Origin of the sequence: Leclercia sp. Marseille-Q4284 (genome assembly GCF_916618945.1) — a bacterium.
GTDB lineage: Bacteria > Pseudomonadota > Gammaproteobacteria > Enterobacterales > Enterobacteriaceae > Enterobacter > Enterobacter tamurae.
The window spans coordinates 2477091-2503139 of sequence record NZ_CAKAKG010000001.1 but is presented as its reverse complement, the minus strand read 5'-3'; the positions used below and the strand labels follow the sequence as shown (position 1 = coordinate 2503139).

Here is a 26049-nt window from a genome sequence, read left to right as displayed (position 1 = left end):
TTCTTTAAAGAATTATTCACCGCCATCCCGCCAATTCGGCTTATCACATAGACACTTCCTGCATAAAAAATTGTTAAAAGGCGTTTTTTAATCTGAGCTATAGCTACGGAGACAAGCTACAGTTTATTCTTGCGATGCTGTTAAATGCGAGCAGATACCGCCACCTGAGTAACATCTTCTGCTGCAGGCAGAGTGATAAATTATGCACGTTTCTTGCATAGGCTAAGAGTGTTCATTTTTAGCGCGTTTGTTAACGCGCTTTCAGAAGGATTAACGCTATGATCGCTTTACATAAAAAATGGTTATCGGGTCTGGTTGCAGGTGCTCTGATGGCTGTCTCTGCCGGCACGCTTGCTGCGGAACAAAAAACGCTGCATATCTATAACTGGTCTGATTATATTGCGCCGGATACCGTCGCCAATTTTGAAAAAGAGACCGGGATTAAAGTCGTTTACGACGTCTTCGATTCCAACGAAGTGCTGGAAGGCAAACTGATGGCGGGCAGCACCGGCTTCGACCTGGTGGTACCATCAGCCAGCTTCCTTGAGCGTCAGCTCTCTGCCGGCGTGTTCCAGCCGCTGGATAAAAGCAAACTGCCGGACTGGAAAAACCTCGACCCCGAGCTGCTGAAGCTTATCGCCAAACACGATCCGGACAACAAGTACGCCATGCCGTACATGTGGGCCACCACCGGCATCGGCTATAACGTTGAAAAAGTTAAAAAAGCGCTGGGTGAAGATGCGCCGGTGAACAGCTGGGATCTGGTGCTCAAACCTGAGAACCTCGAGAAGCTGAAAAGCTGCGGCGTGTCGTTCCTCGATGCCCCGGAAGAGGTGTTTGCCACCGTTCTGAACTACCTCGGCAAAGATCCGAACAGCACCAAAGCGGATGACTATACCGGCCCGGCAACCGATCTGCTGCTGAAGCTGCGTCCCAATATCCGTTACTTCCACTCGTCCCAGTACATTAACGACCTGGCGAACGGCGATACCTGCGTAGCCATCGGCTGGGCAGGGGATGTGCTGCAGGCGGCGAACCGCGCTAAAGAAGCGAAAAATGGCGTGAATATCGCTTATTCAATCCCGAAAGAGGGGGCGATGGCCTTCTTTGACGTCTTCGCAATGCCTGCTGATGCGAAAAACAAAGACGAAGCCTATCAGTTCCTGAACTACCTGCTGCGTCCGGACGTCATTGCTCATATCTCTGACCACGTCTTCTATGCCAACGGCAACAAAGAAGCCACGAAGCTGGTCAGCGCCGAAGTGCGTGACAATCCGGGCATCTATCCCCCAGCCGACGTACGCGCCAAGATGTTCACTCTGAGCGTTCAGGAGCCGAAAATCGACCGCGTTCGTACCCGTGCGTGGACCAAAGTGAAAAGCGGTAAATAACCGCTCCTCGTAGGCCGGGCAAGCGTAGCGCCCCCGGCAACAGGCGCACCGTTCTGGTGCGCCTGCACCAGTTTGATTGATGCCGGAGAGCACCCCGTGAACGACGCGATCCCCCGCCCGCAGGCGAAAACCCGTAAAGCGCTGACCCCGCTGCTGGAAATCCGTAACCTGACCAAATCCTTTGATGGTCAGAATGCCGTGGATGATGTCAGCCTGACTATCTACAAAGGCGAAATTTTTGCCCTGCTGGGCGCATCTGGCTGCGGGAAATCGACGTTGCTGCGCATGCTGGCCGGGTTTGAACAACCCAGCACCGGGCAGATTATGCTCGACGGCGTCGACCTCTCTCAGGTGCCGCCGTATCAGCGTCCGATCAATATGATGTTCCAGTCTTACGCGCTGTTCCCGCACATGACCGTGGAGCAGAACATCGCCTTTGGCCTGAAGCAGGACAAACTGCCAAAGGCCGAAATCACCGCCCGCGTGGCCGAAATGCTGAGCCTGGTGCACATGCAGGAGTTTGCGAAGCGTAAGCCGCACCAGCTCTCGGGCGGCCAGCGTCAGCGCGTGGCCCTGGCCCGCAGCCTGGCGAAACGGCCAAAACTGCTGCTGCTCGATGAACCCATGGGGGCGCTGGATAAAAAACTGCGCGACCGCATGCAGCTGGAAGTGGTGGATATTCTCGAGCGCGTCGGCGCCACCTGCGTGATGGTAACCCACGACCAGGAAGAGGCGATGACTATGGCCGGGCGCATCGCGATCATGAACCGCGGTAAATTCGTGCAGATTGGCGAGCCGGAAGAGATCTATGAGCACCCGACCACCCGCTACAGCGCCGAATTTATCGGCTCCATGAACGTGTTTGAAGGGCTGCTGAAAACGCGTGAAGAGGATGGCCTGGTCATCGACTCGCCGGGGCTGATCCACCCCCTGAAGGTCGCTGCCGACAACTCGGTGGTGGACAACGTCCCGGTGTACGTGGCGCTGCGTCCGGAAAAAATCACCCTCTGCGACGTACCGCCTGCCGATGGCTATAACTTTGCCATCGGGGAGGTGGTGCACATCGCCTATCTCGGCGATCTCTCCATCTATCACGTCCGGCTGAAGAGCGGGCAGATGATCAGCGCCCAGCTGCAAAACACTTACCGCTACCGCAAAGGGCTACCGACCTGGGGCGATGAAGTGCAGTTGTGCTGGGAAGCGGACAGCTGCGTTGTGCTGACGGTATAAGGAACGGCGATGAGCAAACCTGAACCTGCGACCCGCGTAGCGGCGGGCATTGATACCAGCTGGCTGACCCGCATGCAGATGGCCCACGGGCGCAAGCTGGTGATCGCCCTGCCTTACGTGTGGCTGATCCTGCTGTTCCTCCTGCCGTTCCTGATTGTGTTTAAAATCAGCCTGTCGGAGATGGCGCGCGCCATCCCACCCTACAGCGATCTGGTGGAGTGGGGGGAGAGCCAGCTGTCGATCATGCTCAACCTGGGCAACTTCCTGCAGCTGACCGAGGACCCGCTCTATTTTGAGGCCTATCTGCAGTCGCTGCAGGTGGCGGGCATCTCGACGATCTGCTGTTTGCTGCTGGCCTATCCGCTGGCCTGGGCGGTGGCGCACAGTAAGCCCTCGACGCGCAACATCCTATTGCTGCTGGTGATTTTACCCTCCTGGACCTCGTTCCTGATCCGCGTCTATGCCTGGATGGGGATCCTGAAAAACAACGGCGTGCTGAACAACTTTCTGCTGTGGCTGGGGGTTATCGATCAGCCTCTGACCATTCTGCACACCAATCTGGCGGTCTATATCGGCATCGTGTACGCCTACCTGCCGTTTATGGTGCTGCCGATCTACACCGCCCTGACGCGCATCGACTACTCGCTGGTGGAAGCGGCGCTGGATCTTGGTGCCCGTCCGCTGAAAACCTTCTTTACGGTGATTGTGCCCCTGACCAAAGGCGGGATTATCGCCGGGTCGATGCTGGTGTTTATCCCGGCGGTGGGGGAGTTCGTGATCCCGGAACTGCTCGGCGGCCCGGACAGCATCATGATTGGCCGCGTGCTGTGGCAGGAGTTCTTCAATAACCGCGACTGGCCGGTGGCTTCGGCGGTGGCGATCGTGATGCTGCTCCTGCTGATCGTGCCGATCATGTGGTTCCACAAGTACCAGCAGAAACAGATGGGAGATCACGGATGAACAACTTACCGGTAGTACGCTCGCCGTGGCGGATCCTGATCCTGGTGCTCGGGTTTACCTTCCTGTATGCCCCGATGCTGATGCTGGTGATCTACTCCTTCAACAGCTCCAAATTAGTGACGGTGTGGGCGGGCTGGTCCACGCGCTGGTACGGCGAGCTGTTCCGTGACGAGGCGATGATCAGCGCCGTGGGGTTAAGCCTGACCATTGCCGCCTGTGCGGCGACGATGGCGGTGATCCTCGGCACCATCGCCGCGGTGGTGATGGTGCGCTTTGGTCGTTTCCGCGGCGCCAATGGCTTTGCCTTTATGATCACCGCCCCGCTGGTGATGCCCGACGTCATCACCGGTCTGTCGCTGCTGCTGCTGTTTGTCGCCATGGGGCACGCCATTGGCTGGCCGTCGGATCGCGGCATGTTGACCATCTGGCTGGCCCACGTCACCTTCTGTACCGCCTATGTGGCAGTGGTAATCTCCTCACGGCTGCGCGAGCTGGATCACTCCATTGAAGAGGCGGCGATGGATCTGGGCGCCACCCCGCTGAAGGTGTTCTTTATCATCACTCTGCCGATGATCATGCCGGCGGTGGTCTCCGGCTGGCTGCTGGCCTTTACCCTGTCGCTGGACGACCTGGTGATCGCCAGCTTTGTCTCCGGCCCGGGGGCGACCACGCTGCCGATGCTGGTCTTCTCCAGCGTGCGCATGGGGGTCAATCCGGAGATTAACGCCCTGGCGACGCTGATTCTCGGCGTGGTCGGCATCATCGGGTTGATTGCCTGGTATCTGATGGCGCGGTCTGAAAAACAGCGCCAGCGCGATATCCAGCGTGCAAGACGTGGCTGAAGCTCCTAAAATCTGCAAAGAAGCGTAATTGAGATGCCGCGTTAACGCGGCATCGTTTCATGGAAGACATCACGTTGGGATTTTTCACTAAAACAAGTCAGTCACATGCCCGTCTGAATGTTCCTGCTTTGGTGCAGGTGGCGGCGCTCGCCATTATTATGATCCGCTGCCTCGATGTATTTATGATTTTCAATACCCTGGGCATGCGCGGTATGGGCGAGTTCATTCACCGCAGCGTCCAGACATGGAACCTGACGCTGGTCTTTTTTGCCAGCCTGATGCTGGTGTTTATCGAGATTTTCTGCGCCTTTTCGCTGGTGAAAGGGCGCAACTGGGCCCGGCTCATCTACCTCCTCACTCAGGTTGTCGCCACCGGCTATCTGTGGGCCGCGTCGCTGGGCTACGGTTATCCGGAGCTGTTCAGCATTCCTGGCGAGTCGAAACGCGAGATCTTCCACACCCTGGTGATGCAAAAGCTGCCTGACATGCTGGTGCTCGGCCTGCTGTTTGTGCCTGCCGCCAGCCGACGGTTTTTCCGACTGCAATAACGTGTATAATCGCTGCCCCCAGACGTATTAAGGTTTCGTTATGCAGTGCGCACTCTATGACGCCGGTCGCTGCCGCTCCTGTCAGTGGATAGAGCAGCCGGTCTCTTCTCAACTTTCCGCCAAAATGGCCGACCTGCAGACCTTGCTGTCTGACCTGCCGGTGGCGGAGTGGTGCGCGCCGGTCAGCGGGCCGGAACAGGCCTTTCGCAATAAAGCCAAAATGGTGATCAGCGGCAGCGTCGAAAAACCGCTGCTTGGCATGCTGCACCGGGACGGCACGCCTGTCGATCTGACCGACTGTCCGCTCTATCCGGACTCATTCGCCCCGGTCTTTGCCGCCCTGAAACCTTTTATCGCCCGCGCGGGCCTCACGCCTTACAACGTGGAACGCAAGCGCGGCGAGCTGAAGTACATTCTGCTCACCGAAAGCCAGCGGGATGGCGGGATGATGCTGCGCTTCGTGTTGCGCTCCGACGCTAAGCTGCCCCAGCTGCGCGCGGCGCTGCCGTGGTTGCAGGAACAATTACCGCAGCTGAAGGTGATCACCGTGAACCTTCAGCCGGTGCATATGGCGATTATGGAAGGCAAGGAGGAGATTTTCCTCACCGACGCCCAGGCGCTGGCGGAACGGTTTAACGACGTGCCGCTGTGGATCCGCCCGAAAAGCTTCTTCCAGACGAACCCGACCGTCGCCAGCCAGCTGTATTCCACCGCCCGCGACTGGGTGCGCCAGCTGCCGGTGAACCATATGTGGGATCTGTTTTGCGGCGTCGGCGGCTTTGGCCTGCACTGTGCGACTCCGGAGATGAAGCTGACCGGGATTGAGATCTCCGCTGAGGCGATCGCCTGTGCTACCCAGTCGGCCACCGAGCTGGGGCTGACAAATTTGCACTTCCAGGCGCTCGATTCCACCCAGTTCGCCACCGGTCAGGGCAACGTGCCGGATCTGGTGCTGGTCAACCCCCCGCGCCGCGGCATCGGCAAAGCGCTGTGCGACTACCTCAGCCAGATGGCCCCGCCGTTTATTATCTACTCCAGCTGCAATGCGCAGACGATGGCGAAAGATCTTCGCGAACTGCCGGGGTATCGCGTTGCACGCGTGCAGCTGTTCGATATGTTCCCGCATACCGCGCACTATGAAGTGCTGACGCTATTAGTTAAATCCTGAGGAACCGCCCGGCGGCGCTACGCTTGCACGGGCCTACGGTTTATTCCCTCTCCCCTATGGGGAGAGGGTCAGGGTGAGGGGATCAGCGCGCACAATGTTAAACAAAATGTGAACGTTTCCCGCCGCGGAAATCGGGTAAGCTTTACCTGTTAAGATTCAATAAGGCTGACCGATGAAGCAGATCCTGCTGGTGGAGGACGACGGCGATATCGCCGCGTTACTGCGCCTCAATTTAGAAGACGAAGGTTACGTAATTACCCACGAGGCGGACGGGGGCAGGGCGCTGCACCTGCTCGGACAAACCCACTGGGATGCGGTGATCCTCGACCTGATGCTGCCCAACGTTGACGGGCTGACCCTCTGCCGGGCGATCCGCCAGCGCGACCACTACCTGCCGGTGATTATTATCAGCGCCCGCAGCAGCGAAACCGAACGCATTCTGGGCCTCGAAACCGGGGCCGATGACTACCTCGCCAAACCCTTCTCGGTGCAGGAACTGGTGGCGCGGATCCGGGCGCTGTTCCGCCGTCAGCAGGCGATGGGTCAGCAGACGTCCGGGCTGATTACCGCCCACGGCCTGACCATCGACCCGCTGGCCCGCAGCGTTCTGCTGCACGGCGAGCCCATCGACCTGACGCCGCGTGAGTTCGATTTACTCTACTTTTTCGCCCGTCATCCCGGGGAGGTCTTCTCCCGTCTGGCGCTGCTGGAACAGGTGTGGGGATATCAGCACGAAGGCTACGAACACACCGTCAACACCCACATCAACCGCCTGCGGGTAAAAATTGAAAAAGACGCCGCCGAGCCAGAGGTGATCCGCACCGTCTGGGGCAAAGGCTACCGCTTTGCCAGGGAGGCGGAATGACGCGCCGTCTGACCCTGCTGTTTATTCTGTTGCTGACGGGCTGTGCGGCGGTGGCCTGCGCGGTGCAGCTCTGGACCAGCATGCAGTACGGCAACGCCATGGTGCAGCGCCTCTCCGGCGGGCTGGCGCAGCACATCGCCCAGCGCGAAACCCTGCTGGACGCCAACGGGCAGGTGGATCGCACCCGGCTCAAGCCGCTGTTCGACAGGCTGATGACCTATAACCCCAGCGTGGAACTCTACATCCTCTCTCCGGACGGGGAGATCCTCGCTGATGCCGCGCCGCCGGGGCATATCAAGCGGCAGAAGCTCACTGTTGCGCCGGTGCAGCAGTTTCTCAGCGGGGGGATGATGCCGGTCTACGGGGACGATCCCCGCACCCTGACGGGAGAGAAGGTCTTCAGCGCCGTGCCGCTGCATCAGGACGGCGTGCTGCGCGGCTACCTCTATATCATTTTGCAGGGCGAGGAGCTGAACGCGCTGGCGGAGCGGGCGTGGCAGAAAACGCTGTGGAGCACGGTGGTCTGGTCGCTGCTGCTGGTGGCCATTTTCGGTGCGCTGGCGGGGGGCCTGGTCTGGTACTGGGTCACCCGGCCGGTGAAGCAGTTAACCGACGAGGTGAGCGGCCTCGATCGGGAAAGTATGCACGTCATCAAGCAACTGGCCGCCCAGCCTCAGCAGGCCGCCCCGTCTGACGAGGTGGCCCTGCTGCGCAACACCTTTATCGAACTGGCGCAGCAGATTGCCAGCCAGTGGGATCAGCTGGCGGACAGCGACCGGCAGCGCCGGGAGTTTATCGCCAATATCTCCCACGATCTGCGTACCCCGCTGACCTCTCTGCTGGGGTATCTGGAGACCCTGTCGCTGAAAGCGGGCACCCTCTCGCCGCAGGAGACGCAGCACTATCTCTCTATTGCCCTGCGGCAGGGGCACAAAGTGCGTCATCTCTCCCAGGAGCTGTTTGAGCTGGCGCGCCTCGAGCACGGCAGCATCAAGCCGCAGCGGGAACGCTTTGCTATCGGGGAGCTGATCTCCGACGTGGCGCAAAAGTTTGACCTGGCGGTGGAGACCCGTCAGCTCCGGCTGCATATCGACGTGCCGCGCCAGCTGCCGATGATCAACGCCGATCTGTCGATGATCGAGCGGGTGGTGACCAACCTGCTGGATAACGCCATTCGTCATACCCCGCCGGGGGGCGAGATCGGCCTCAAAGTATGGCTCGAGGATGAGCAGGTACAGGTGGAGGTGAATGACAGCGGGCCGGGTGTCGATGAGCATCTGCGCGATCAGCTGTTTATGCGCCCATCGGCGCTGAGCCAGCAGGCGGCGCGGGATAATCGCGGCGGTCTGGGGTTATTGATCGTCAAAAGGATGCTGGAGCTGCATGGGGGAGGGATCAGGCTGATGGAAGCGGCGAACGGAGCCAGTTTTCGCTTCTTTGTGCCGCTGTGAGTAACGCCGGGTGGCGGCTTCGCCTTACCCGGCCTACGGATGGTGCGTTTGCGGTTTTGTAGGCCGGGTAAGCGTTAGCGCCACCCGGCAAAACAGGCACAACAATCTTACTGCGGGAACCACTGGTCGCTGATTTTCTGGTACGTGCCGTCCGCTTTAATCGCTTTCAGGGCGCCGTTCAGTTTTTCCACCAGCGCTTTGTTATCCGGACGCACTGCGATACCCAGACCGGTGCCGAAGTACTGCGGGTCGGTCACTTTATCGGTAGCGGTGCCCAGCTGCGGGTTGGTTTTCAGCCACTCGTTCACTACCGCCGTGTCGCCAAACACACCATCAATACGGCCATTTTTCAGGTCGATAATCGCATTCTGGTAGCTGTCATAGGCCACGGTTTTCACTTCCGGGTGCTTATCCTGGAGGTATTTCTGGTGCGTGGTGCCGTTTTCCATACCGATGCGCTTGCCTTTCAGCTCATCAAAGGATTTGTAAGCCCCTTTCTTGGCAATCACTACCGCAGAGTTGGCATAGTAGGGGTCGGTGAAGGCTACCTGCTTGCTACGATCCGGGGTGATGTCCATGCCCGAAATCACCGCGTCATATTTTTTGAATTTCAGAGCCGGGATCAGGCTGTCAAAGGCGTGGTTAGTAAAGGTGCACTCGGCCTGCATCTGGGTACATAGCGCTTTCGCCAGGTCGATATCAAACCCGACGATCTGGTTGCTGGCATCCAGCGATTCGAATGGCGGATAGGTCGCAGAAACGCCGAAGCTGATTTTATCGGCGGCAGAGGCGCCGGCGGCGAAGGTTGCCAGTAAAGCGGCCAGAACTAACTTTTTCATTGTGAAGCTCCCGTCTGTCAATCTTGTCATTATATGCCGTGTCTGCGGCTGGGAGTTACAATGCCATTTAATGAATTTGTATGCAATAAAAATGATTAACTATTATTTAACTCATAAAAAAAAGGCGGGCAGTTGTTAGACTTGCCCGCCTTTATTAATCACTTTGTATGCATACTTAGTTGCGACGCTCGAACGCCAGCGCTCTACGCTCAACCAGACGCATCAGCAAGGTCAGCAGACCGTTGACTACCAGGTAGATCACCCCGGCGGCACCGAACACCATCACATCGTAGGTGCGTCCGTACAGCAGCTGTCCGTGGCCCATCACTTCCATCAGGGTGATGGTGTAGGCCAGGGAGGTACTCTTGAACACCAGCACCACTTCGTTGGAATACGAGGAGAGGGCGCGCTTGAAAGCGTACGGCAGCAGGATCGCCAGCGTGTCCTTCTTGCTCATCCCCAGCGCACCGCAGGACTGCCACTGCCCGTCCGGGATGGCGCGAATGGCACCGTAGAACAGCTGCGTGGTGTAGGCGGCGCTGTTCAGCGACAGGGCCAGCAGGGCGCACAGCCACGGCTCGGAGAGCAGATGCCACAGCACCGGATACTCCTGCAGCGTCGGGAACTGGCCCGGGCCGTAGTAAATCAGGAAGATCTGCACCAGCAGCGGGGTACCGGTAAACAGGGTGATGTAGGCGCGCACAATCCACACCAGCACCGGCGTTTTCAGCGTCAGGATGATGGTGAAAATCAACGCCAGCACCAGCGCCACGATAATCGAGGCGACGGTCAGCGTCAGGCTGGTGTGCAGCCCTTTCATCAGTTCGGGTAAGTAATCCAGCATCAGCCTGGTCTCCGTTCAAAACGCGTCGCACGCAGATCAATACGCTTGAGGATGTACTGACTGAGCAACGTGATCACCAGGTAGATAGCCGCCGCCACGATGTACCAGGTAAAAGGCTCCTGGGTGCGGGTGGCAATGCTTTTGGTCTGCAGCATCAGGTCGTTCACGCTGATTAAGCTCACCAGGGCGGTATCTTTCAGCAGCACCAGCCACTGGTTACCGAGCCCCGGCAGGGCATGACGCCACATCTGCGGCATCACCAGACGGAAGAAGATCGCCGTTTTCGACAGCCCCAGCGCCTGACCGGACTCCCACTGGCCCACCGGCACCGCTTTCAGCGCGCCGCGCAGGGTCTGCGAGGCATAGGCGGCGTAGAGCAGGGAGAGGGCGATCACGCCGCACAGAAACGGGCTGACGTCGAAGTTTTCGATCTGCATCTGAATCGGGATCTGCACCACGCCCAGGTTGAGCGTAAAGCCGTCCGACAGCATCAGCAGCAGCTGTGACGAGCCGAAATAGATAAACAGCACCACCAGAATTTCCGGCAGGCCGCGAAGAAGGGTCACCAGTGCAGAGCCGGCCCAGGCGACAGGTCGCCACTTAGCCGACTCCCACACGGCAAAGATCATCGCCAGCACCAGGCCGATAATCAGCGCACAAACGGCAAGGCCGACGGTCATCCCGGCGGCGCTTGCTAATGGAAAAATTTCGTTCATCAGTTCTTACTTCTGGAACCATTTTTTGTAGATGGAATCGTACGTGCCATCTTTCTTCACTTTTTCCAGCGCGGTGTTGAATTTCTGCTGCAGCGCGGTGTTACCCTGGCGCACGGCAATACCCAGACCGGTGCCGAAGTAATCTTTATCCGTCACTTTATCGCCAACCGCAGCCAGCTTGTCGTTGGCTTTGAGCCATTCGGTGACCACCGCGTTGTCACCAAAGACGGCATCGATACGGCCGTTCTGCAGATCCAGACGGGCGTTCTGGTAGCTGTCGTATGGCACGGTGGTGATTTCCGGGTGCTTATCCATGATGAATTTCTGGTGGGTGGTGCCGTTCTGCACGCCCACTTTCTTGCCTTTCAGCGCATCAATCGACGCGTATTTACCTTTCTGACCGATGAACAGGGCGGAGTTCTCGTAGTACGGCGTACTGAACAGAACCTGCTTTTCACGCTCAGGAGTGATGTCCATCCCGGCCATGACCGCGTCGATACGACGGAACTTCAGGCTCGGGATCAGGCTGTCGAAAGACTGATTCGAGAAGGTACAGGTGGCGTCGATCTCTTTACACAGGGCATTAGCCAGGTCGACGTCGAAGCCGACGATCTTGTTGTTAGCATCGATAGACTCAAACGGAGGGTAGGAGGCTTCGGTGGCGAAACGAATGGTCTCGGCAGCGGTGGCAGAAAGGCTAACGCTTGCAAGCAGGGCGGCAATCACTATTTTTTTCATTGTCGTTCTCTCGATTCGATTAGTGAGACAGATAATTTCTGAACGCGTCGGTTTGCGGCTGGGCAAAGCAGCTCGCATCCCCTTGCTCAACGATATGACCGTTTTCCATATAGACCACACGACTGGCGGTTTTACGCGCCACTTCCACTTCGTGGGTCACGATCACCTGAGTAATCTTTGTGTCCGCCAGCTCGCGAATGATGCTGACGATCTGGGCGGTGATTTCCGGGTCCAGCGCGGCGGTCGGCTCATCAAACAGCAGCACGGCAGGCTCCATCATCAGGGCGCGGGCGATGGCCACACGCTGCTGCTGACCGCCGGAGAGGTGCAGCGGATAGCGATCGCTGTAGGGCTTCAGGCGCAGACGCTCCAGCAGCTTCTCGGCACGGGCCAGCGCCTGCTCTTTAGAGAGACCCAGCACGCGGCACGGGGCCTCGATCAGGTTCTGCTGCACGGTGAGGTGCGGCCAGAGATTGTATTGCTGGAAGACCATCCCGACGTTCTGACGCAGATCGCGGATCGCTTTTTCAGACGGCGCTTTGGCAAAATTAAAGTGATTACCGGCGATATCCAGCGTACCGGAGCGCGGCATTTCAAGCAGATTGAGGACGCGAAGCAGCGAGCTTTTGCCCGCGCCGCTTGGGCCTAACAGCACCAGCGTTTCGCCCTCAGGACAATTCAGTGTGATGTCGAACAGCGCCTGGTGTGCGCCGTAGAAGCAGTTAATGCCGTTTAGTTGAATACTCATCGGGGCAGTCTTTACTCATCCAGGCAAGCTATAGCAATTGAGGCCGCAAATAGTACCGTTGACAGAATAGTTATGCAATATAACTGCGTTAAAAGTTAAATATAAACCGAATCTATCCCTAAACATAGCACAAAGTAGCGAGCGGAGATGGCGACGAGAATAAATGTCGGCATTCCTCACGAAATGCCAGACATTTTGCGGGGTTTTATCTGCTTAACGGTTCTCAATAGACTGGCGCAGGGTGCCCGCCGGGGCATGGACGCTGCCGCCGAGGTAGCGCACGTCATCAATCGCCCAGCACTCTCCCTCGCGGATCATCAGTACTTCATCCTGCCAGCTTTCGCTGCCCTGGGTCAGTTTCACCCGCAGCGGAATGTTGCGCGCATCGGTATTGGGGATGGTCGAGGCGCTGGAGACGACGGCCGTCTGCGGCGGGGTGGTGCGACTGGAGAACGGATCGACTTTCAGCAGATTTTGATGCTGCGGATCGCGGCTGGCATCGCTCAGCAGCTGGGCCAGGTTATCGCTCAGGTACGGGCGCAGCGCGGTGAGGTCACTGCTGCGGTGCGAAATGCGGTAGTCATAGAACTGCTGGGCCACGGCATCCGGACCGCCGGTGATGCAGCTGCCGCTGCGGGTACCAATATCCTTGAAGGCCGGAGTGACCGGGGTGGTGCAGGCGCTGAGCAGCAGCGCGCAAGGCACTAAAAGCGTCAAAGCAGAATAGCGCATGTTGATTTCCTTATTAGGCTGCAATAATTAACTAACCTTTAAATGATAGCGTAACGATCGGATAATGGTTTTGTTCTTAATCGGTTAGGCACTCAACGCGCAATAAGGAGACAAACATGCAATTTTCCACCACCCCAACCCTGGAAGGGCAGCCGATAAGCGAATACTGCGGCGTAGTGACTGGTGAAGCCATTCTCGGGGCCAATGTCTTCCGCGACTTTTTTGCCGGTATTCGCGATATCGTCGGCGGGCGTTCAGGGGCCTATGAAAAAGAGCTGCGTAAAGCCCGTGAGATCGCCTTCAAAGAGATGGGCGAGCAGGCGAAGGCCCTCGGTGCCGATGCCGTGGTGGGTATCGATATCGACTATGAAACCGTCGGGAAAGACGCCAGCATGCTGATGGTCAGCGTCAGCGGTACGGCGGTGAAAACGCGCCGATGAAGTGTGCCATTGTGCCCGTCCTGCTGGCGTTGTTGCTGGCAGGCTGTGCGACAGAGAAAGGCGTCGTGGACAAAGGCGCCTATGAGCTGGATACCCGGCGTCAGGCGCAGGCGGCCTATCCCCGCGTCAAAGTGCTGGTGATCCACTACACCGCTGACGACTTTGACAGCTCCCTCGCTACCCTCACCGATAAAAACGTCAGCTCCCACTATTTGATCCCGGCGATCCCGCCCCAACACAACGGCAAGCCGCGGATCTGGCAGCTGGTGCCGGAGCGCGATCTGGCCTGGCATGCCGGGGTCAGCTTCTGGCGCGGCGCAACCCGGATTAATGACACCTCTATTGGGATCGAGCTGGAAAACCGCGGCTGGCAAAAAATCGATGGCCAAAAACGCTTCTTCCCGTTTGAACCGGCGCAAATAGCGGCCCTGATCCCGCTGGCGAAGGACATTATCCAGCGCTACGACATCAAACCGCAGAACGTGGTGGCCCATGCGGACATCGCTCCGCAGCGCAAAGACGACCCGGGGCCGCTATTCCCGTGGCAGGCGCTGGCCCAGCAGGGGATCGGTGCCTGGCCGGATCCGGCCCGGGTGGCGTTTTATCTCAACGGGCAGCCACCCTATCAGCCGGTGGAAACGTCGGTATTGCTCGATCTGTTAGCCCGGTATGGGTATGAGGTGCCGGAGAATATATCTTCTGCACAACAGAAAAGAATAATAATGGCATTTCAAATGCATTTTCGTCCGCAATTATGGAATGGTGTTTCTGATAAAGAAACAATAGCCATTGCCGAAGCGTTGCTGGAAAAATACGGGCAAAAATAGCCCTGAAAAATAACCCTTTGTGAGTAATTTTATCGCCTTTTCTTAAGATTAATCTTAAGTACATCCGCAATTCATTTTTAGTTAATTGACTTAAAATTACCCGCATTTAATATGTACACATAGCTTGCTAAGCAATTTAGCAAATAAAAAATAATATGAGAGTTACTCTCAACATAAAGTACATCTTCTTTTTATCTGAACCTGATCCCTTTTTATTGCTGCGACATTTATGTTGCCGCACCCCGTTATATATAAAAAATTGAAAACAGGCATAATAATGTTAAGTATCTACGGTATTAATAGTCGTCCGCAACAGGCGATAGACGCGATTATTGCTGCAACCGCTGATTGTCCGGAAAAAACGTTAAAGAAATGGCAGAAAATCATTACCGCTGACACGAATTATATTCATATCGTGGTCAGTGGCGAAGTGGAAATCCGCCGGATATCCGATGAGTTAAGCATGTTTACCATGCGTACTCAGGGCATTTTAGGCGTCGCGTCCGTTTACAACAATGCTGCCCACATGTACGGCATTGCCCGCACCACCACCGTGATCCGCACCATCAAAAAATCCGACTTCGAACGTATCATCCGTGAAAATAACCTCTGGGCTCAGCTGACTCAGGTTCTGGTCTGGTATATCGGTATCCTCACTAAACGTGATGATATTCTGGTTGCCCGTAGCGCGTATTCCGTAGTGCGTGAATTCCTCCTCGAAATTAACGATTTGATCGTTTTACATAAACGCGATGTGAACGTTTATGACTATATTCAGGAATACACCAACCTGGCGCGCAGCACCATTATTAAAATTCTCTCTGACCTCAAAAAAGGTCACTATATTGTGGTCGAGAAAGGCAAATTGATTACCATCAATAGTCTGCCGGAACGTTACTGAAATTTACCCGCCTGATCTCCTTCGATTCCACCGGAGGAGATTTTTTTATCTCCTGTCCTGTATCCAGAATCTCATCGTCCGGCTGTGGCGGCATTTTCCCTTGAGAATAATCTAATTGCTGCTCTTTAACGGCCTGCATAAACCTTTCCTGTAATGAGGGGGTTTGAACCTCTTCCTGTGTGTCGGGCAGGGCCTGATCCAGGGGTATTCCGTCCGGAGCCTGTTGCCAGTCTGCCTCACTGTCCATAATCGGGCTCTCTTCCGGCGCGGGTAGCGGCGTCATCGGCACCGGTTTTGGTTTCGGCTGAGGGAAGGGTTTCGATACATAGACATAATGCATATCCGACACCTGCGTGTCAGGTGTAGCGACGGCCGCCGGTTTCGGGGCGGGCGCCGGATGACGCAGGTCATGGTAAAGATGGGCGTACAGCCCGGCGATAACCATCGCGCACAGACAGAGGATCGTCGCCAGCAATCCTCCCAGCACGCGCTTCATCGACGGCAGGCGGTAAGAGAACCACACCGCCTCGCCAGTGGTATAGCTGCGCTGGGCAGCAAGAGATATCGTGGACATTATGACTTTTTCCCCTGAACCGGCGTGGCGGCAGCGCTGTCGCTCAGCGAGGTCAGAATAGCGGGTGTGGTATGGTTGACGCGCATCAGCTGCATCAGGGTATCTTCCCCCGGCAGGCCATCAACGTGCAGGTGCATGTTTTGCTGGAATTCCTTCGTTCGTGCCTCCAGCGTGTGCGTCCAGACGTGAGTATGCGTTTCGGGCGCATTCAGGGCCTGGCTCAACTGAGCATCGATCCAGTTCACGTCCTGGCTGTCGCTGGCGGCGGTGATCGCCTCTTTGCCTGACGGCGTCAGACGGTGCAGCAGGGTATAGTTGCCGGTGGCATGCTGGGTGAACCAGGTCCGGCTCACCTGCCAGGTGCGGTTATTCATCAGCAGATCGAGAGAATCTTTCCCGACCCGCGCCACCACCGCGTAGTTCAGGTGATCCCCGGTTTTCAGCTCGCCGATCCACGGATACCCCTCCTGCTCAAGCGTGCCCAGCGGGGCGCTGCCCTGTTTACACTGCAGGTTCACCCGGCCAGCATTCTGGCACAGGGCCTCCTCGGCGGACGCATCGTACCCCCACATGGTGTACAGCTGATGCATGGCATCCGGCTGATTCACCACCTCGCGGTCGATCGCCGGCTGCACCGGGGCCTGAGGTTTACTCACCTTAGTGATCCAGCGTGCGGGTACCGGCGGTTTGAACGGCAGCGCCCCGGTGATAGCCCCAGAGAAATGCCAGCCGCAGGCCGCAAACACCACGCAGGCGAACAGCCCCACTGTCGCCAGACGTTTGTTGCTGCGTTTGACCGGTAACACTTCCCCCGCCGCAAGACGCAAATGGCGTGTCCCCACCAGCCCGGCACGTTCAGTCCATGCGGCCAGCAACGCCAGGTGCGCCAGCGCGTTCAGCTGGCTGACGGAACCTTTGGTCAGGGCCTGCATCCGACGAATGCGGGCCGGGGTAAACGGCGAGGTATCCGCGCCGTGGTGGGCAATCTGTTCCTGAATATAGTGAAGAGACTCGCGGCCGGTGAGGGCGCGCAGCGTATGGCGCGTATGCATCCGGGCGCCGAGGCCGGTATCGGCCAGCAGACGCGCCTCCTGATCCGGCGTGCCGGTCAGCAAGATGGTCAGCGGCAAATCACACTCCTGCGCCCGCGTCAGCAGCATGCCCAGAACCTCCCAACTGTTGTCGCGCATCGCCTGGATCGCCGAAATACTCAGCACCAGGCCCTGGGTGCGACAGCGCGGGAATGCCTCATGCCATTGGCGCAGCACTGCATCAATGGCATGAAGTCTGTTTTTGGCATCGGTGTTCTTGGGGTTGAGCTTATAGAGCAGGGCGCTGGCGCTCAGCTTCGGAAAGGCATTGATCGCCACGCCGGCAGATGTCTGCGCCAGCAGCTCACTGCTGAACTGGCTGAGCAGGGTTTCGTCGTCGGAAAACAGCCCCATGATCCCCGGCGTCCGCGATTTGTCCTTCAGCATACCGAACACATCCTGATGGTAAGGTACGAAGAATTCGCCCGCAGACCGCGTCACCTTGCTGAAAGGCTGACCGGTGAATTTAAAATGGCTCAGATACATAACGACACACCCTGGGATGACAGAAACAGATATTCGCTGCCGAAAGTACGGGATGGCGCAAGGAGGGTCAATTTCCAGGCTGGAGAAAAATAACCTGAATATCAGGCCTAACATCCCCCCTGGTGAGGGTCAATATTTTTCTGCATTAAAGTTAATGGCAAAGCCGATAGAGCGATACGGAATACCTTATTAGTATGAGCGCAAATCTGGTGCAGCATCAGGCTGCGTAATTCTGCATTAAAAGGCCCGCTAAATAATGAAAATGCAGCGCTTATATGGACTGATAATGCCCTGTGTGATGTTTATTCTGCTGATATTTAGCGGACAACAGGGATATGTGGTCTTCAAAGAGTATAAAAAAGTCAGCGACAAGGTATCGGATCCCGATCCGGCGATGAGCGAGCCGGTGCAGGCGCAGGATTTTGCCCTGTTCCAGCCTGCCGTTTATCAGGATGCCCCCCAGCGCACGGTAAAAACGCCGCTTGGTGCCGAGGTGGAAGGGATTATCAACAGTGACGAAGCCTGGATGTCGTTTGCGGTCATCAAAACCCCTTCCGGGCAGCAGAGCTACCGGGAAGGCGAGAGCCTGACGGGCTACAGCGATGCCTGGGTTGAGGAGATCAACCCCGACAATGTGGTGATCAACTACCAGGGCTCCGCCCAGACGTTGGCCATTAAACGCCCCGACTATTTTAAAGGCGATACCAGTAGTACGCCCACCCCCCGGCCAATGGTCGATGCGGGGTCTGATAATTTACATCTCAACGACTATTTCGTGTTGAAACCGTGGTTCGATAACGGGGCGCTTGAAGGCTATCAAATTAAGCCGAAGAACGCGTCCGCCTTTTTCAGTCATAGCGGACTGCAAAAAGGCGATGTGGTTGTGAAAGTGAACGCCGTCGATATGACGAAAGAAGAACAGGCGAAAAATATTATCGCCAGCTGGTCGAAAATGAGAGAAGCGGAAGTTGTCGTCAGACGTCACGCTCACCTTGAAAATATTCGGGTTAATGTTTTAAACAATTAACAAGTGTAAAGCCATGAAGAAAATTCCCTGGGCGTGTCTGGTATTGACCGCCGCCTCGCTCTATTCCAGTTCATTGCTGGCGGCTAATTTTAGCGCCAGCTTTAAAAATACCGATATTCGCGAATTTATCGATACGGTAAGCCGCAACCTGAATAAGACGATTCTGGTCGATCCGTCCGTACAGGGCACCGTTTCTGTCCGAACCTATAACGTGCTGACCGAAGACGAATACTATCAGTTCTTTCTCAGCGTGCTGGATGTCTACGGTCTGTCGGTGATCCCGATGGATAACGGCATGGTCAAAGTGGTGCGCTCCAGCGTGGCGCGTACCGCCGGGGTGCCGGTGGCCGACAGCAAAAATCCGGGCAAGGGCGATGAGATCATCACTCGCGTGGTGCGCATGGAGAACGTGCCGGTGCGCGAACTGGCTCCGCTGCTGCGTCAGCTCAACGATGCCTCGGGTATCGGCAACGTGGTCCATTTTGAACCCTCCAACGTGCTGTTGCTGACCGGGCGCGCCTCGGTGGTCAACCGGCTGGTGGATCTGGTGGAGCGCGTCGATCGCTCCGGGGTGCAGCGCCGGGAGATCGTCCCGCTGCGCTACGCCTCAGCCAAAGAACTCTCAGAGATGCTGAACAACCTCAACAACGAAGAGCAGAAAGGGCAGAACGCGCCGCAGCTGGCGACTAAAGTGGTGGCCGACGACGAAACCAACAGCCTGATCATCAGCGGCCCGGAAGAATCCCGGGCCCGTACCCGGACACTGGTTGGCCAGCTGGATCGCGAGCAGAACAACGAAGGCAACACCCGCGTCTTCTACCTGAAATACGCCAACGCCAGCAAAGTGGTGCCGGTCCTGACCGGCATTGGCGAGCAGCTGAAAGACAAGGCGGGCACGGCGAAAAGCAAAACCGCGTCTGCCAGCAGCGATCTGAACATCACCGCAGACGAAGCCACCAACTCACTGGTGATCACCGCCCAGCCGAATGTGATGAATTCGCTGGAAAAGGTGATCGACAAGCTGGATATCCGCCGCCCACAGGTGCTGGTGGAAGCGATCATTGCTGAAGTGCAGGACGGGAGCGGTCTTGACCTCGGCGTGCAATGGAGCAGCAAACACGGCGGGGTGCAGTTTGGCTCGACCGGGATGCCGATCAGCCAGATTAAGAATGGCACCCAGAAAGTCGCCAGCTTTACCGGTCTGGCGACCGGCTTCTTTAACGGCGACTTTGGTGCCCTGATGACCGCCCTCTCTACCGACGGTAAAAACGACATTCTCTCGACCCCGAGCGTCGTTACCCTCGATAACAAAGAGGCCTCCTTTAACGTCGGTCAGGATGTGCCGGTGCTGGCCGGATCGCAGACCACCAGCGGGGACAACGTCTTTAACTCGGTGGAGCGTAAAACCGTCGGGACCAAGCTGAAAATTGTGCCGCAGATTAACGATGGCGACATTATTCACCTCAAGATTGAGCAGGAAGTCTCCAGCGTTGACGCCAGCGCCACCGAAGATGCGAGCCTCGGCCCGACCTTCAACACCCGCACCATCAACAACGAAGTGATGGTCCACAGCGGGCAGACGGTGGTGCTCGGCGGATTGATGGAGAACAACACCAAGCAGAACGTCTCCAAGGTGCCGCTGTTGGGCGACCTGCCGCTGGTAGGGCAGCTTTTCCGCTACACCTCCCAGGACACCTCGAAACGTAACCTGATGGTCTTTATCCATACCACCGTCCTGCGTGATGACGATACCTACAGCGCCTCGTCGAAAGAGAAATACGACCAGATCCGCGCCCGTCAGCAGCAGCGTCTGGAGGAGAAAAAGCTCGGTATCGTTGCCCCTGAAGGCAACGCCGTGCTGCCCGCTTACCCGACTGCGGCCAGCGCCACGCCGGCCAGTCGCAACCCGTTTAAAGAGTAAGGACGAGGCGCAACATGGACGGACTGAGTCAAGAGTTATGCACCAGCAACTACGCCAAAACCCACGGGGTCCTCTTTTATCAGGATCAGGTCTGGGTGCGGGATGACGCCCCGGCGTTTGCCCTGCTGGAGATGCGCCGGGTGCTGGGGCGATCCTTCACCCCGACGATCCTGACGGCCGAGGCCTTTGACGAGATGCTGGCCAAGATCTGGCAGCAGAACAGCGGCGTCTCCCAGCAGCTGGTGGACGATATGGACGCCGACATCGACCTGATGGCGTTAACCGAGGAGATCCCCGACAACGAGGATCTGCTGGATAACGACGAAAACTCGCCGGTGATCCGCCTGATCAACGCCATTCTCGGCGAAGCGGTAAAAGAAGGGGCCTCGGATATTCATATCGAAACCTTCGAGCGCACCCTGAGCATCCGTTTTCGCGTCGACGGCGTGCTGCGCCCGGTGCTGCAACCGGCGCGCAAGCTCGCGCCGCTGCTGGTGTCGCGCATCAAGGTGATGTCGAAGCTCGATATCGCCGAGAAACGCCTCCCGCAGGATGGGCGTATCTCCCTGCGCATTGGCCGCAAGGCCATCGACGTGCGTGTCTCCACCATTCCGTCGCAGTATGGCGAGCGGGTGGTGATGCGTCTGCTGGATAAAAGCAATCTCAAGCCGGATATCAACAAGCTCGGCCTGATTGATGAGGAGCTGGAAAAACTAAAAGGGCTGATTGACCGCCCCCACGGCATTATCCTCGTCACCGGCCCGACCGGCTCCGGGAAAAGTACCACCCTGTACGCCATTCTGTCGGCGCTGAACGGCCATGAGCGCAACATTCTCACCGTTGAAGATCCGATTGAATATGAGCTGGAAGGGGTGGGGCAGACCCAGGTTAACCCGCGCGTGGATATGACCTTTGCCCGCGGCCTGCGCGCTATTCTGCGCCAGGACCCGGACGTGGTGATGATCGGTGAGATCCGTGACGGGGAGACTGCGCAAATCGCGGTCCAGGCGTCGCTGACCGGTCACCTGGTGATGTCCACGCTGCACACCAACAGCGCCGCCGGGGCCATTACCCGTCTGCGCGATATGGGACTGGAGTCCTTTTTAATCGGATCATCGTTGCTCGGTGTCATTGCCCAGCGTCTGGTGCGACGGCTGTGTACCCACTGCCGGACCACCAGTCCGCTGGACGACAATGAACAGGCACTGTTCAGCTTTATGGCGACCCCGCCGAAGGCGATTTATCGCGCGGTGGGCTGTGAACACTGCCGCCAGAGCGGCTATCAGGGACGAGCGGGCATCCACGAATTCCTGGTGGTGGACAGCACCATGCGTCGCGCCATCCATGAAGACAAAGACGAAATGTCCATCGAAACCCAGCTCTTCAAACAGGCCTACAGCCTGCGCGAGAACGGCCTGCTGAAAGTCATCAGCGGCATTACCTCGCTGGAAGAGGTGATGCGCGTCACCGCCGAGCGGGGAGGGGATGAGTAATGGCCTTCTACGCATGGACGGCGACCGACGCGGCGGGCAAAACCCGGCGCGGATCGCTGCAGGCCGAGGGGCAAAAGCAGGTGCGCCAGATGCTGCGGGAGCAAAAGCTGATGCCGGTCAGCATCACCGAAACCCGCGAGAAGGCGGCCGCCGGTAAAGCGGCTACCGGGGCGAAGCTCTCGACGCCGGTGCTGTCGATGTTTACCCGTCAGCTGTCGACCCTGGTCAACGCCGCGCTGCCGCTGGAGAGCGCCCTGAAGGCGATCTCGAAACAGACGGAAGACAAAAAGCTGGCGGCGATGGTGGTGGAGATCCGCGAAAAGGTGGTGGAAGGGCATACGCTGTTCGACGCCTTCAGCCAGTTTCCGCGCACCTTCGACAAGCTCTACTGCACCCTGGTGATGGCCGGGGAGAAAACCGGTCACCTCGGCGACGTGCTGGAAAAACTGGCGGAGTACAACGAGCAGCGCCAGAAGATGAAAAGCAAGCTCACCCAGGCGATGGTCTACCCGATCACCCTGACGGTAGTGGCCATTGCGGTGATCAGTATTTTACTGGTGGCGGTGGTCCCGCAGGTGATCGAGCAGTTCACCCACATGAAGCAACAGCTGCCGATCACCACCCGTACCCTGATTGCGGTGAGCGATTTTCTGCAGGCTTACGGCATTTATATCGCTGGCAGCCTCGCCGGGGGCGTTGTCGGGTTTAAAACCTGGCTGCGAAACAGCAAAAACCGTTTTCTGTGGCACAGCTGGCTGGTGAACCGATCGCCGATTAAAAAGCTGGTCTGCGCCATCAACAGCGCCCGCTATATCCGCACTCTGAGTATTTTGCAGGCCAGTAGCGTGCCGCTGCTGGAGGGGATGTATATCGCCATGGACGGGATCGAAAATCTGTATGCCCGGCAGGTGCTGGAGCAGGCGGCCGATACCGTGCGACAGGGTGCCTCTTTATATAACGCCCTGGATCAGGCGAAATTATTCCCGCCCACCATGCTGTATATGATCGCCTCCGGTGAAGAGAGCGGTGAATTGGGCAATTTAATGGACCGCGCGGCGGAAAACCAGGAATCAGCATTGCAACATCGCATCACCTTAACGCTGTCGGTATTTGAACCGGCGCTGGTGGTGTCGATGGCAACCATTGTTCTGTTTATTGTGCTGTCAATATTACAGCCGCTTCTGCAACTTAATAACATGGTAGGTTAATCATGGCGATGAAACGTAAAAACCTGACCCGTCAGGCGGGCTTCACTTTGCTCGAATTAATGGTGGTAATTGTTATTCTCGGGGTACTGGCCAGCATGGTGGTGCCGAATTTAATGGGCAATAAAGAGAAAGCCGATAGCCAGAAAGCGACCAGCGATATTGTCGCCCTCGAAGGCTCGCTGGATATGTATAAGCTCGATAACCACCGCTACCCGACCACCGAGCAGGGCCTGCAGGCGCTGGTCACCAAACCGGAAATCGCGCCTATTCCGAACGGCTACCGCGCCGACGGCTATATCCGCCGCCTGCCACAGGACCCATGGGGCAACGACTATCTGCTGGTTAGCCCGGGCGAACATGGCGCGATCGATGTCTTCTCTGCCGGCCCGGATGGCGAAGCCAATACCGCCGACGATATTACTAACTGGTCGCTCGCGAAAAAATAATGAGTAAGCAACGCGGCTTTACCCTGCTGGAAATTATTCTCGCGCTGGTGATATTTGCCAGCTGCGCGATGATGGTGGTCTCGACGATTCCATCCCGCAGCGGCGCGGATATATTTGGCCAGCAGTTAAAAGCCCTTGTGGAATATGGTTCCGATCGCGCGGTGATGGACGGCAATATTATTGGCCTGACGATGACTACCGATCGTTATCAACTGGTGACCTTCGAAGAGAAAAACGGCAAACGGGGCTGGGTGCCGTTAACCGCCGGGCGAATTACGACCCGCGGCGATTTCCCGGAGGCGATGCACGTTTCGCTGTCCCCCCAGCGGCTGGCGGCGACCCTGGATGCCGAACCGCAGATCCTTTTTTTGCCGGATGGCGAAATCAGCCGTTTCACCCTGTCGCTGCAAAGTGACGATAAACAGCACCGCTTCCGCGTGATCTCCCAGGGCGCAGCCCCGGTAACGGTAGAAAACGATGGCTAAGGCTAAACAACAGGGCATGACGCTGCTGGAGGTGATGGTCGCGCTGGTGATCTTCTCCACCGCCGCGCTGGCGCTGATGAACTCGGTCTCCCTCAACGTGCGCTTTACCTACGGGCTGGCGGATACCCTACAGGCCAGCTGGGTGGCGGAAAACCAGCTCGCGGAAGCGCAGCTGATGCAGAGCGACTTCCCCGATAGCGAGGAAGAGGGCACGGAAACCCAGGGCGGGCGCAGCTGGACCTGGCGCAAGCAGCGGGTGAAATCCGCCGACCACGGGCGGGTGGATGAGATCCGCGTCTGGGCCGAAGGCGACGACAGCCAGCCGGTCATCAACGTGGATATCATCCCGCCGGGAGAGGAAAAGTGAAACAGACACGGCGTCAGCAAGGGTTCACCCTGCTGGAGATCATGATTGCGCTGACCATCTTCGCGGTGATCAGCACCCTGGCCTGGCAGATTCTGGATGGCGCGATGCGTACCAGCTCCGCCACCGATGCCAGCGCGGCGAAGCTCAACCAGCTCCAGCGCGCCTGGAACCTGCTGGAGCGGGATTTTTTTCAGCTCCAGGGGCGCGCACCGCGTAACGGGACCGGCGTATTTCGCCTGAAAAATAACGCCCTGGAGATGACGACCCTCAACGGCGTCAGCGGCCAGGTGCAGCTGGAGCGCGTGCGCTGGCGGCTGGAGGGTGGCCGCCTGTGGCGTGACGTCTGGCCGACCTTTGACGGCCCGGCCAACGCTAAACCGGACGAAGTGCCGATCGTTAACGAGGTGAAAGCCGTGCAGTGGCGCTTCTGGCAGGGGGGGTGGCAAAACGCGTGGCGCGACAGCGACACCCAGCCGGACGGCGTGGAGCTGACGTTGACCATGGAGAGTGGCGACCGCTGGCGCTGGGTCTTTACCACCCCAGGCGAGCTACCGGCAGAAGCGGCAAAACCGGCGGAACCGGCGGAACCGACGGCGGATAAACCGACGGATGTCCCGGCAGAGACGCCGCCAGATGCGCAGACCCCTCCAGAGACCCCGCCCGCCCCGGAGGCACAGCCATGAGCCGGGTGCGTAAACAGCAGGGGGTTGCCCTGCTGGTGGTGCTGATCCTGCTGGTGATGATGTCGGCCCTGGCGGCCAAAATCAGCCAGCAGTTCTGCCGCAATTTGCAGAAAACCCACTATCAGGTGAGCCAGCAGCAGCTGCGCTGGGCGATGCAGCGTCAGGAGGGGGTGGTTAAAGATCGGCTGCTGGCCGCCATCAGCGGTGAAAAAACCGTCCTGACCCTGAAAGGTGAGTGGCATGAGCCGCTGGAAACTCAGGGCGAGTATTACACGGTGGTCAGCCAGGTGGAGGACGCCCAGGACTGCTTTAACGTCAATAACCTGCTGGCGGTGCCAGCCAGCGCCGGGAAGGACGAGACCCCCGCGCCTGCGGTAACGGAAAAGCCGCGTCAGCAGCAGATCGTTGAGCAGTTGCTCACCGACAGCGGGGTCAGCACCCTCACGGCAGAAGAGATTTACCTCCAGCTGGTGGATTACCTCGATGAGGACACCACCACCGCCAGAGCGGGGCAGGAGGATGACGCCTGGGCCGGGCTCCAGCCCGCGCGCCTGCCGGCCAACCGGATGATGCTCAGCCTGAACGAACTTAAACAGCTGCCCGCCTTTCCGGCGGCGGCGTGGCCGAAGGTGAGCAGGCTGTTCTGCGCCCTGCCGACCACCGCCAGCCGGGTGGACGTCAATACCCTGACGCCGCAGCAGGCGGGCCTGCTGGCGGCGCTGTTCCCCGGCAAGCTGACCGAAGAAGAGGCGAAGCGGGTGATTGATTCTCGCCCGGACGAGGGCTGGGAGAGCGTGAAGGCGTTCAGCGAGCAGCTGGAGCGTAACGCCCCGCAGCTGAAGGACGACCTGAAGCAGGCCGCCGATCTGCTCGACGTCAACAGCCGCTTTTTCCGCGTCAACTACACCGGCAATACCGACGAGTTAACCCTGCGCGTGGTCAGCCAGCTGCGGGCAGAGCGCGAGGCGGGCGAGGTCAGAACCTGGCAGCGCCGTTACCGAATGATTGAATAACAAAAGTCTGAGTCT

Annotated in this window: 28 protein-coding genes; 20 read left to right on the top strand and 8 right to left on the bottom strand. The window is 57.9% G+C overall.

The annotated features are described in order from the left end of the window. Positions 1-278 precede the first annotated feature (278 nt). From potF to LG383_RS11795, 8 genes are all read left to right on the top strand, one after another. Positions 279-1391: a spermidine/putrescine ABC transporter substrate-binding protein PotF gene (gene potF, locus LG383_RS11830; protein ID WP_166181972.1), complete on the top strand. Its 1113-nt coding sequence runs from the start codon at positions 279-281 to the stop codon at positions 1389-1391. A 96-nt stretch (positions 1392-1487) separates the two neighbouring features. Further along, positions 1488-2621, top strand: coding sequence for a putrescine ABC transporter ATP-binding subunit PotG (gene potG, locus LG383_RS11825; protein WP_106992523.1), 1134 nt, complete (start codon positions 1488-1490; stop codon positions 2619-2621). Positions 2622-2630: 9 nt separating this feature from the next. Continuing rightward, a complete protein-coding gene (gene potH / locus LG383_RS11820) occupies positions 2631-3581 on the top strand; it encodes a putrescine ABC transporter permease PotH (RefSeq protein WP_106992524.1) in 951 nt (316 codons plus the stop codon). Further along, on the top strand, positions 3578-4423 hold the full coding sequence (gene potI / locus LG383_RS11815) for a putrescine ABC transporter permease PotI (RefSeq protein WP_106992525.1): 846 nt from the start codon (positions 3578-3580) through the stop codon (positions 4421-4423). The genes potH and potI overlap by 4 nt, the downstream gene beginning before the upstream one ends. 59 nt (positions 4424-4482) lie before the next feature. Continuing rightward, positions 4483-4971: a YbjO family protein gene (locus LG383_RS11810; RefSeq protein ID WP_106992526.1), complete on the top strand. Its 489-nt coding sequence runs from the start codon at positions 4483-4485 to the stop codon at positions 4969-4971. A 40-nt stretch (positions 4972-5011) separates the two neighbouring features. Further along, on the top strand, positions 5012-6139 hold the full coding sequence (gene rlmC, locus LG383_RS11805; RefSeq protein WP_225759194.1) for a 23S rRNA (uracil(747)-C(5))-methyltransferase RlmC: 1128 nt from the start codon (positions 5012-5014) through the stop codon (positions 6137-6139). A 172-nt stretch (positions 6140-6311) separates the two neighbouring features. Then, positions 6312-7004 carry a response regulator transcription factor gene (locus tag LG383_RS11800; RefSeq protein ID WP_166181977.1) on the top strand — a complete coding sequence of 231 codons (693 nt, stop codon included), beginning with the start codon at positions 6312-6314 and terminating at the stop codon, positions 7002-7004. After that, complete coding sequence (locus LG383_RS11795) at positions 7001-8455, top strand: sensor histidine kinase KdpD (RefSeq protein WP_225759193.1); 1455 nt, start codon at positions 7001-7003, stop codon at positions 8453-8455. Before LG383_RS11800 ends, LG383_RS11795 begins: the two co-directional genes overlap by 4 nt. A gap of 107 nt (positions 8456-8562) precedes the next feature. Here the strand turns inward: LG383_RS11795 and artJ are convergent, their stop codons facing one another. From artJ to LG383_RS11765, 6 genes are all read right to left on the bottom strand, one after another. Further along, positions 8563-9294 carry an arginine ABC transporter substrate-binding protein ArtJ gene (gene artJ, locus LG383_RS11790; protein ID WP_106992530.1) on the bottom strand — a complete coding sequence of 244 codons (732 nt, stop codon included), beginning with the start codon at positions 9292-9294 and terminating at the stop codon, positions 8563-8565. A gap of 175 nt (positions 9295-9469) precedes the next feature. After that, positions 9470-10138 (bottom strand): arginine ABC transporter permease ArtM, encoded by a 669-nt coding sequence (gene artM, locus LG383_RS11785; RefSeq protein WP_106992531.1) that lies wholly within the window; start codon positions 10136-10138, stop codon positions 9470-9472. Continuing rightward, a complete protein-coding gene (artQ, locus tag LG383_RS11780) occupies positions 10138-10854 on the bottom strand; it encodes an arginine ABC transporter permease ArtQ (protein ID WP_106992532.1) in 717 nt (238 codons plus the stop codon). The genes artM and artQ overlap by 1 nt, the downstream gene beginning before the upstream one ends. 6 nt (positions 10855-10860) lie before the next feature. Beyond that, a complete protein-coding gene (gene artI, locus LG383_RS11775) occupies positions 10861-11592 on the bottom strand; it encodes an arginine ABC transporter substrate-binding protein ArtI (RefSeq protein WP_106992533.1) in 732 nt (243 codons plus the stop codon). 19 nt (positions 11593-11611) lie between these two features. After that, positions 11612-12340 carry an arginine ABC transporter ATP-binding protein ArtP gene (artP, locus tag LG383_RS11770; protein ID WP_106992534.1) on the bottom strand — a complete coding sequence of 243 codons (729 nt, stop codon included), beginning with the start codon at positions 12338-12340 and terminating at the stop codon, positions 11612-11614. A 213-nt stretch (positions 12341-12553) separates the two neighbouring features. Next, the gene (locus tag LG383_RS11765) at positions 12554-13072 is read right to left on the bottom strand and encodes a lipoprotein (RefSeq protein ID WP_225759192.1); all 519 of its coding nucleotides are present in this window, start codon (positions 13070-13072) and stop codon (positions 12554-12556) included. Between the two features lie 116 nt (positions 13073-13188). Here LG383_RS11765 and LG383_RS11760 point away from each other — a divergent pair, with 116 nt between their 5' ends. The 3 genes from LG383_RS11760 to LG383_RS11750 all read left to right on the top strand — a co-directional run bounded on the left by LG383_RS11760 (position 13189) and on the right by LG383_RS11750 (position 15240). Next, positions 13189-13512 carry a heavy metal-binding domain-containing protein gene (locus tag LG383_RS11760; protein WP_106992536.1) on the top strand — a complete coding sequence of 108 codons (324 nt, stop codon included), beginning with the start codon at positions 13189-13191 and terminating at the stop codon, positions 13510-13512. Further along, entirely contained in the window at positions 13509-14339 is an 831-nt protein-coding gene (locus tag LG383_RS11755; protein WP_225759191.1) for an N-acetylmuramoyl-L-alanine amidase, read from the top strand. Before LG383_RS11760 ends, LG383_RS11755 begins: the two co-directional genes overlap by 4 nt. 277 nt (positions 14340-14616) lie before the next feature. Then, positions 14617-15240: a helix-turn-helix domain-containing protein gene (locus LG383_RS11750; RefSeq protein WP_225759190.1), complete on the top strand. Its 624-nt coding sequence runs from the start codon at positions 14617-14619 to the stop codon at positions 15238-15240. On the opposite strand, the gene LG383_RS11745 is transcribed toward LG383_RS11750, so the two are convergent. Together LG383_RS11745 and LG383_RS11740 are read right to left on the bottom strand one after the other, a co-directional pair. Next, positions 15215-15814, bottom strand: a complete 600-nt coding sequence (locus LG383_RS11745) for a hypothetical protein (RefSeq protein WP_225759189.1) — start codon at positions 15812-15814, stop codon at positions 15215-15217. The genes LG383_RS11750 and LG383_RS11745 overlap by 26 nt on opposite strands. Beyond that, positions 15814-17391: a peptidoglycan-binding protein gene (locus LG383_RS11740; RefSeq protein ID WP_225759188.1), complete on the bottom strand. Its 1578-nt coding sequence runs from the start codon at positions 17389-17391 to the stop codon at positions 15814-15816. The genes LG383_RS11745 and LG383_RS11740 overlap by 1 nt, the downstream gene beginning before the upstream one ends. A 298-nt stretch (positions 17392-17689) precedes the next feature. Here LG383_RS11740 and gspC point away from each other — a divergent pair, with 298 nt between their 5' ends. Genes gspC through gspK form a run of 9 tightly spaced genes read left to right on the top strand, consistent with a single transcriptional unit; the run spans position 17690 to position 26034 of the window. Beyond that, on the top strand, positions 17690-18418 hold the full coding sequence (gene gspC, locus LG383_RS11735; RefSeq protein WP_106992815.1) for a type II secretion system protein GspC: 729 nt from the start codon (positions 17690-17692) through the stop codon (positions 18416-18418). Positions 18419-18431: 13 nt separating this feature from the next. Next, positions 18432-20339 carry a type II secretion system secretin GspD gene (gene gspD / locus LG383_RS11730; protein ID WP_225759187.1) on the top strand — a complete coding sequence of 636 codons (1908 nt, stop codon included), beginning with the start codon at positions 18432-18434 and terminating at the stop codon, positions 20337-20339. A gap of 14 nt (positions 20340-20353) precedes the next feature. Next, positions 20354-21832 carry a type II secretion system ATPase GspE gene (gene gspE / locus LG383_RS11725; protein WP_225759186.1) on the top strand — a complete coding sequence of 493 codons (1479 nt, stop codon included), beginning with the start codon at positions 20354-20356 and terminating at the stop codon, positions 21830-21832. Further along, positions 21832-23040, top strand: a complete 1209-nt coding sequence (gspF, locus tag LG383_RS11720) for a type II secretion system inner membrane protein GspF (protein ID WP_225759185.1) — start codon at positions 21832-21834, stop codon at positions 23038-23040. The genes gspE and gspF overlap by 1 nt, the downstream gene beginning before the upstream one ends. A 2-nt stretch (positions 23041-23042) precedes the next feature. Next, entirely contained in the window at positions 23043-23486 is a 444-nt protein-coding gene (gene gspG / locus LG383_RS11715; protein WP_304608145.1) for a type II secretion system major pseudopilin GspG, read from the top strand. Further along, positions 23486-23971 carry a type II secretion system minor pseudopilin GspH gene (gene gspH / locus LG383_RS11710; RefSeq protein WP_225759184.1) on the top strand — a complete coding sequence of 162 codons (486 nt, stop codon included), beginning with the start codon at positions 23486-23488 and terminating at the stop codon, positions 23969-23971. The genes gspG and gspH overlap by 1 nt, the downstream gene beginning before the upstream one ends. Next, the gene (gene gspI / locus LG383_RS11705; RefSeq protein ID WP_225759183.1) at positions 23964-24338 is read left to right on the top strand and encodes a type II secretion system minor pseudopilin GspI; all 375 of its coding nucleotides are present in this window, start codon (positions 23964-23966) and stop codon (positions 24336-24338) included. The genes gspH and gspI overlap by 8 nt, the downstream gene beginning before the upstream one ends. Then, positions 24335-25021, top strand: coding sequence for a type II secretion system minor pseudopilin GspJ (gene gspJ / locus LG383_RS11700; RefSeq protein ID WP_106992545.1), 687 nt, complete (start codon positions 24335-24337; stop codon positions 25019-25021). The genes gspI and gspJ overlap by 4 nt, the downstream gene beginning before the upstream one ends. Continuing rightward, the gene (gspK, locus tag LG383_RS11695; protein ID WP_225759182.1) at positions 25018-26034 is read left to right on the top strand and encodes a type II secretion system minor pseudopilin GspK; all 1017 of its coding nucleotides are present in this window, start codon (positions 25018-25020) and stop codon (positions 26032-26034) included. Before gspJ ends, gspK begins: the two co-directional genes overlap by 4 nt. Positions 26035-26049 lie beyond the last annotated feature (15 nt).

Coding starts and splice junctions, on each gene's coding strand:
- potF (WP_166181972.1), top strand. CDS start 279: ATGATCGCTTTACATAAAAAATGGTTATCGGGTCTGGTTGCAGGTGCT.
- potH (WP_106992524.1), top strand. CDS start 2,631: ATGAGCAAACCTGAACCTGCGACCCGCGTAGCGGCGGGCATTGATACC.
- potI (WP_106992525.1), top strand. CDS start 3,578: ATGAACAACTTACCGGTAGTACGCTCGCCGTGGCGGATCCTGATCCTG.
- LG383_RS11810 (WP_106992526.1), top strand. CDS start 4,483: ATGGAAGACATCACGTTGGGATTTTTCACTAAAACAAGTCAGTCACAT.
- rlmC (WP_225759194.1), top strand. CDS start 5,012: ATGCAGTGCGCACTCTATGACGCCGGTCGCTGCCGCTCCTGTCAGTGG.
- LG383_RS11800 (WP_166181977.1), top strand. CDS start 6,312: ATGAAGCAGATCCTGCTGGTGGAGGACGACGGCGATATCGCCGCGTTA.
- LG383_RS11795 (WP_225759193.1), top strand. CDS start 7,001: ATGACGCGCCGTCTGACCCTGCTGTTTATTCTGTTGCTGACGGGCTGT.
- artJ (WP_106992530.1), bottom strand. CDS start 9,294: ATGAAAAAGTTAGTTCTGGCCGCTTTACTGGCAACCTTCGCCGCCGGC.
- artM (WP_106992531.1), bottom strand. CDS start 10,138: ATGCTGGATTACTTACCCGAACTGATGAAAGGGCTGCACACCAGCCTG.
- artQ (WP_106992532.1), bottom strand. CDS start 10,854: ATGAACGAAATTTTTCCATTAGCAAGCGCCGCCGGGATGACCGTCGGC.
- artI (WP_106992533.1), bottom strand. CDS start 11,592: ATGAAAAAAATAGTGATTGCCGCCCTGCTTGCAAGCGTTAGCCTTTCT.
- artP (WP_106992534.1), bottom strand. CDS start 12,340: ATGAGTATTCAACTAAACGGCATTAACTGCTTCTACGGCGCACACCAG.
- LG383_RS11765 (WP_225759192.1), bottom strand. CDS start 13,072: ATGCGCTATTCTGCTTTGACGCTTTTAGTGCCTTGCGCGCTGCTGCTC.
- LG383_RS11760 (WP_106992536.1), top strand. CDS start 13,189: ATGCAATTTTCCACCACCCCAACCCTGGAAGGGCAGCCGATAAGCGAA.
- LG383_RS11755 (WP_225759191.1), top strand. CDS start 13,509: ATGAAGTGTGCCATTGTGCCCGTCCTGCTGGCGTTGTTGCTGGCAGGC.
- LG383_RS11750 (WP_225759190.1), top strand. CDS start 14,617: ATGTTAAGTATCTACGGTATTAATAGTCGTCCGCAACAGGCGATAGAC.
- LG383_RS11745 (WP_225759189.1), bottom strand. CDS start 15,814: ATGTCCACGATATCTCTTGCTGCCCAGCGCAGCTATACCACTGGCGAG.
- LG383_RS11740 (WP_225759188.1), bottom strand. CDS start 17,391: ATGTATCTGAGCCATTTTAAATTCACCGGTCAGCCTTTCAGCAAGGTG.
- gspC (WP_106992815.1), top strand. CDS start 17,690: ATGTTTATTCTGCTGATATTTAGCGGACAACAGGGATATGTGGTCTTC.
- gspD (WP_225759187.1), top strand. CDS start 18,432: ATGAAGAAAATTCCCTGGGCGTGTCTGGTATTGACCGCCGCCTCGCTC.
- gspE (WP_225759186.1), top strand. CDS start 20,354: ATGGACGGACTGAGTCAAGAGTTATGCACCAGCAACTACGCCAAAACC.
- gspF (WP_225759185.1), top strand. CDS start 21,832: ATGGCCTTCTACGCATGGACGGCGACCGACGCGGCGGGCAAAACCCGG.
- gspG (WP_304608145.1), top strand. CDS start 23,043: ATGGCGATGAAACGTAAAAACCTGACCCGTCAGGCGGGCTTCACTTTG.
- gspH (WP_225759184.1), top strand. CDS start 23,486: ATGAGTAAGCAACGCGGCTTTACCCTGCTGGAAATTATTCTCGCGCTG.
- gspI (WP_225759183.1), top strand. CDS start 23,964: ATGGCTAAGGCTAAACAACAGGGCATGACGCTGCTGGAGGTGATGGTC.
- gspK (WP_225759182.1), top strand. CDS start 25,018: ATGAGCCGGGTGCGTAAACAGCAGGGGGTTGCCCTGCTGGTGGTGCTG.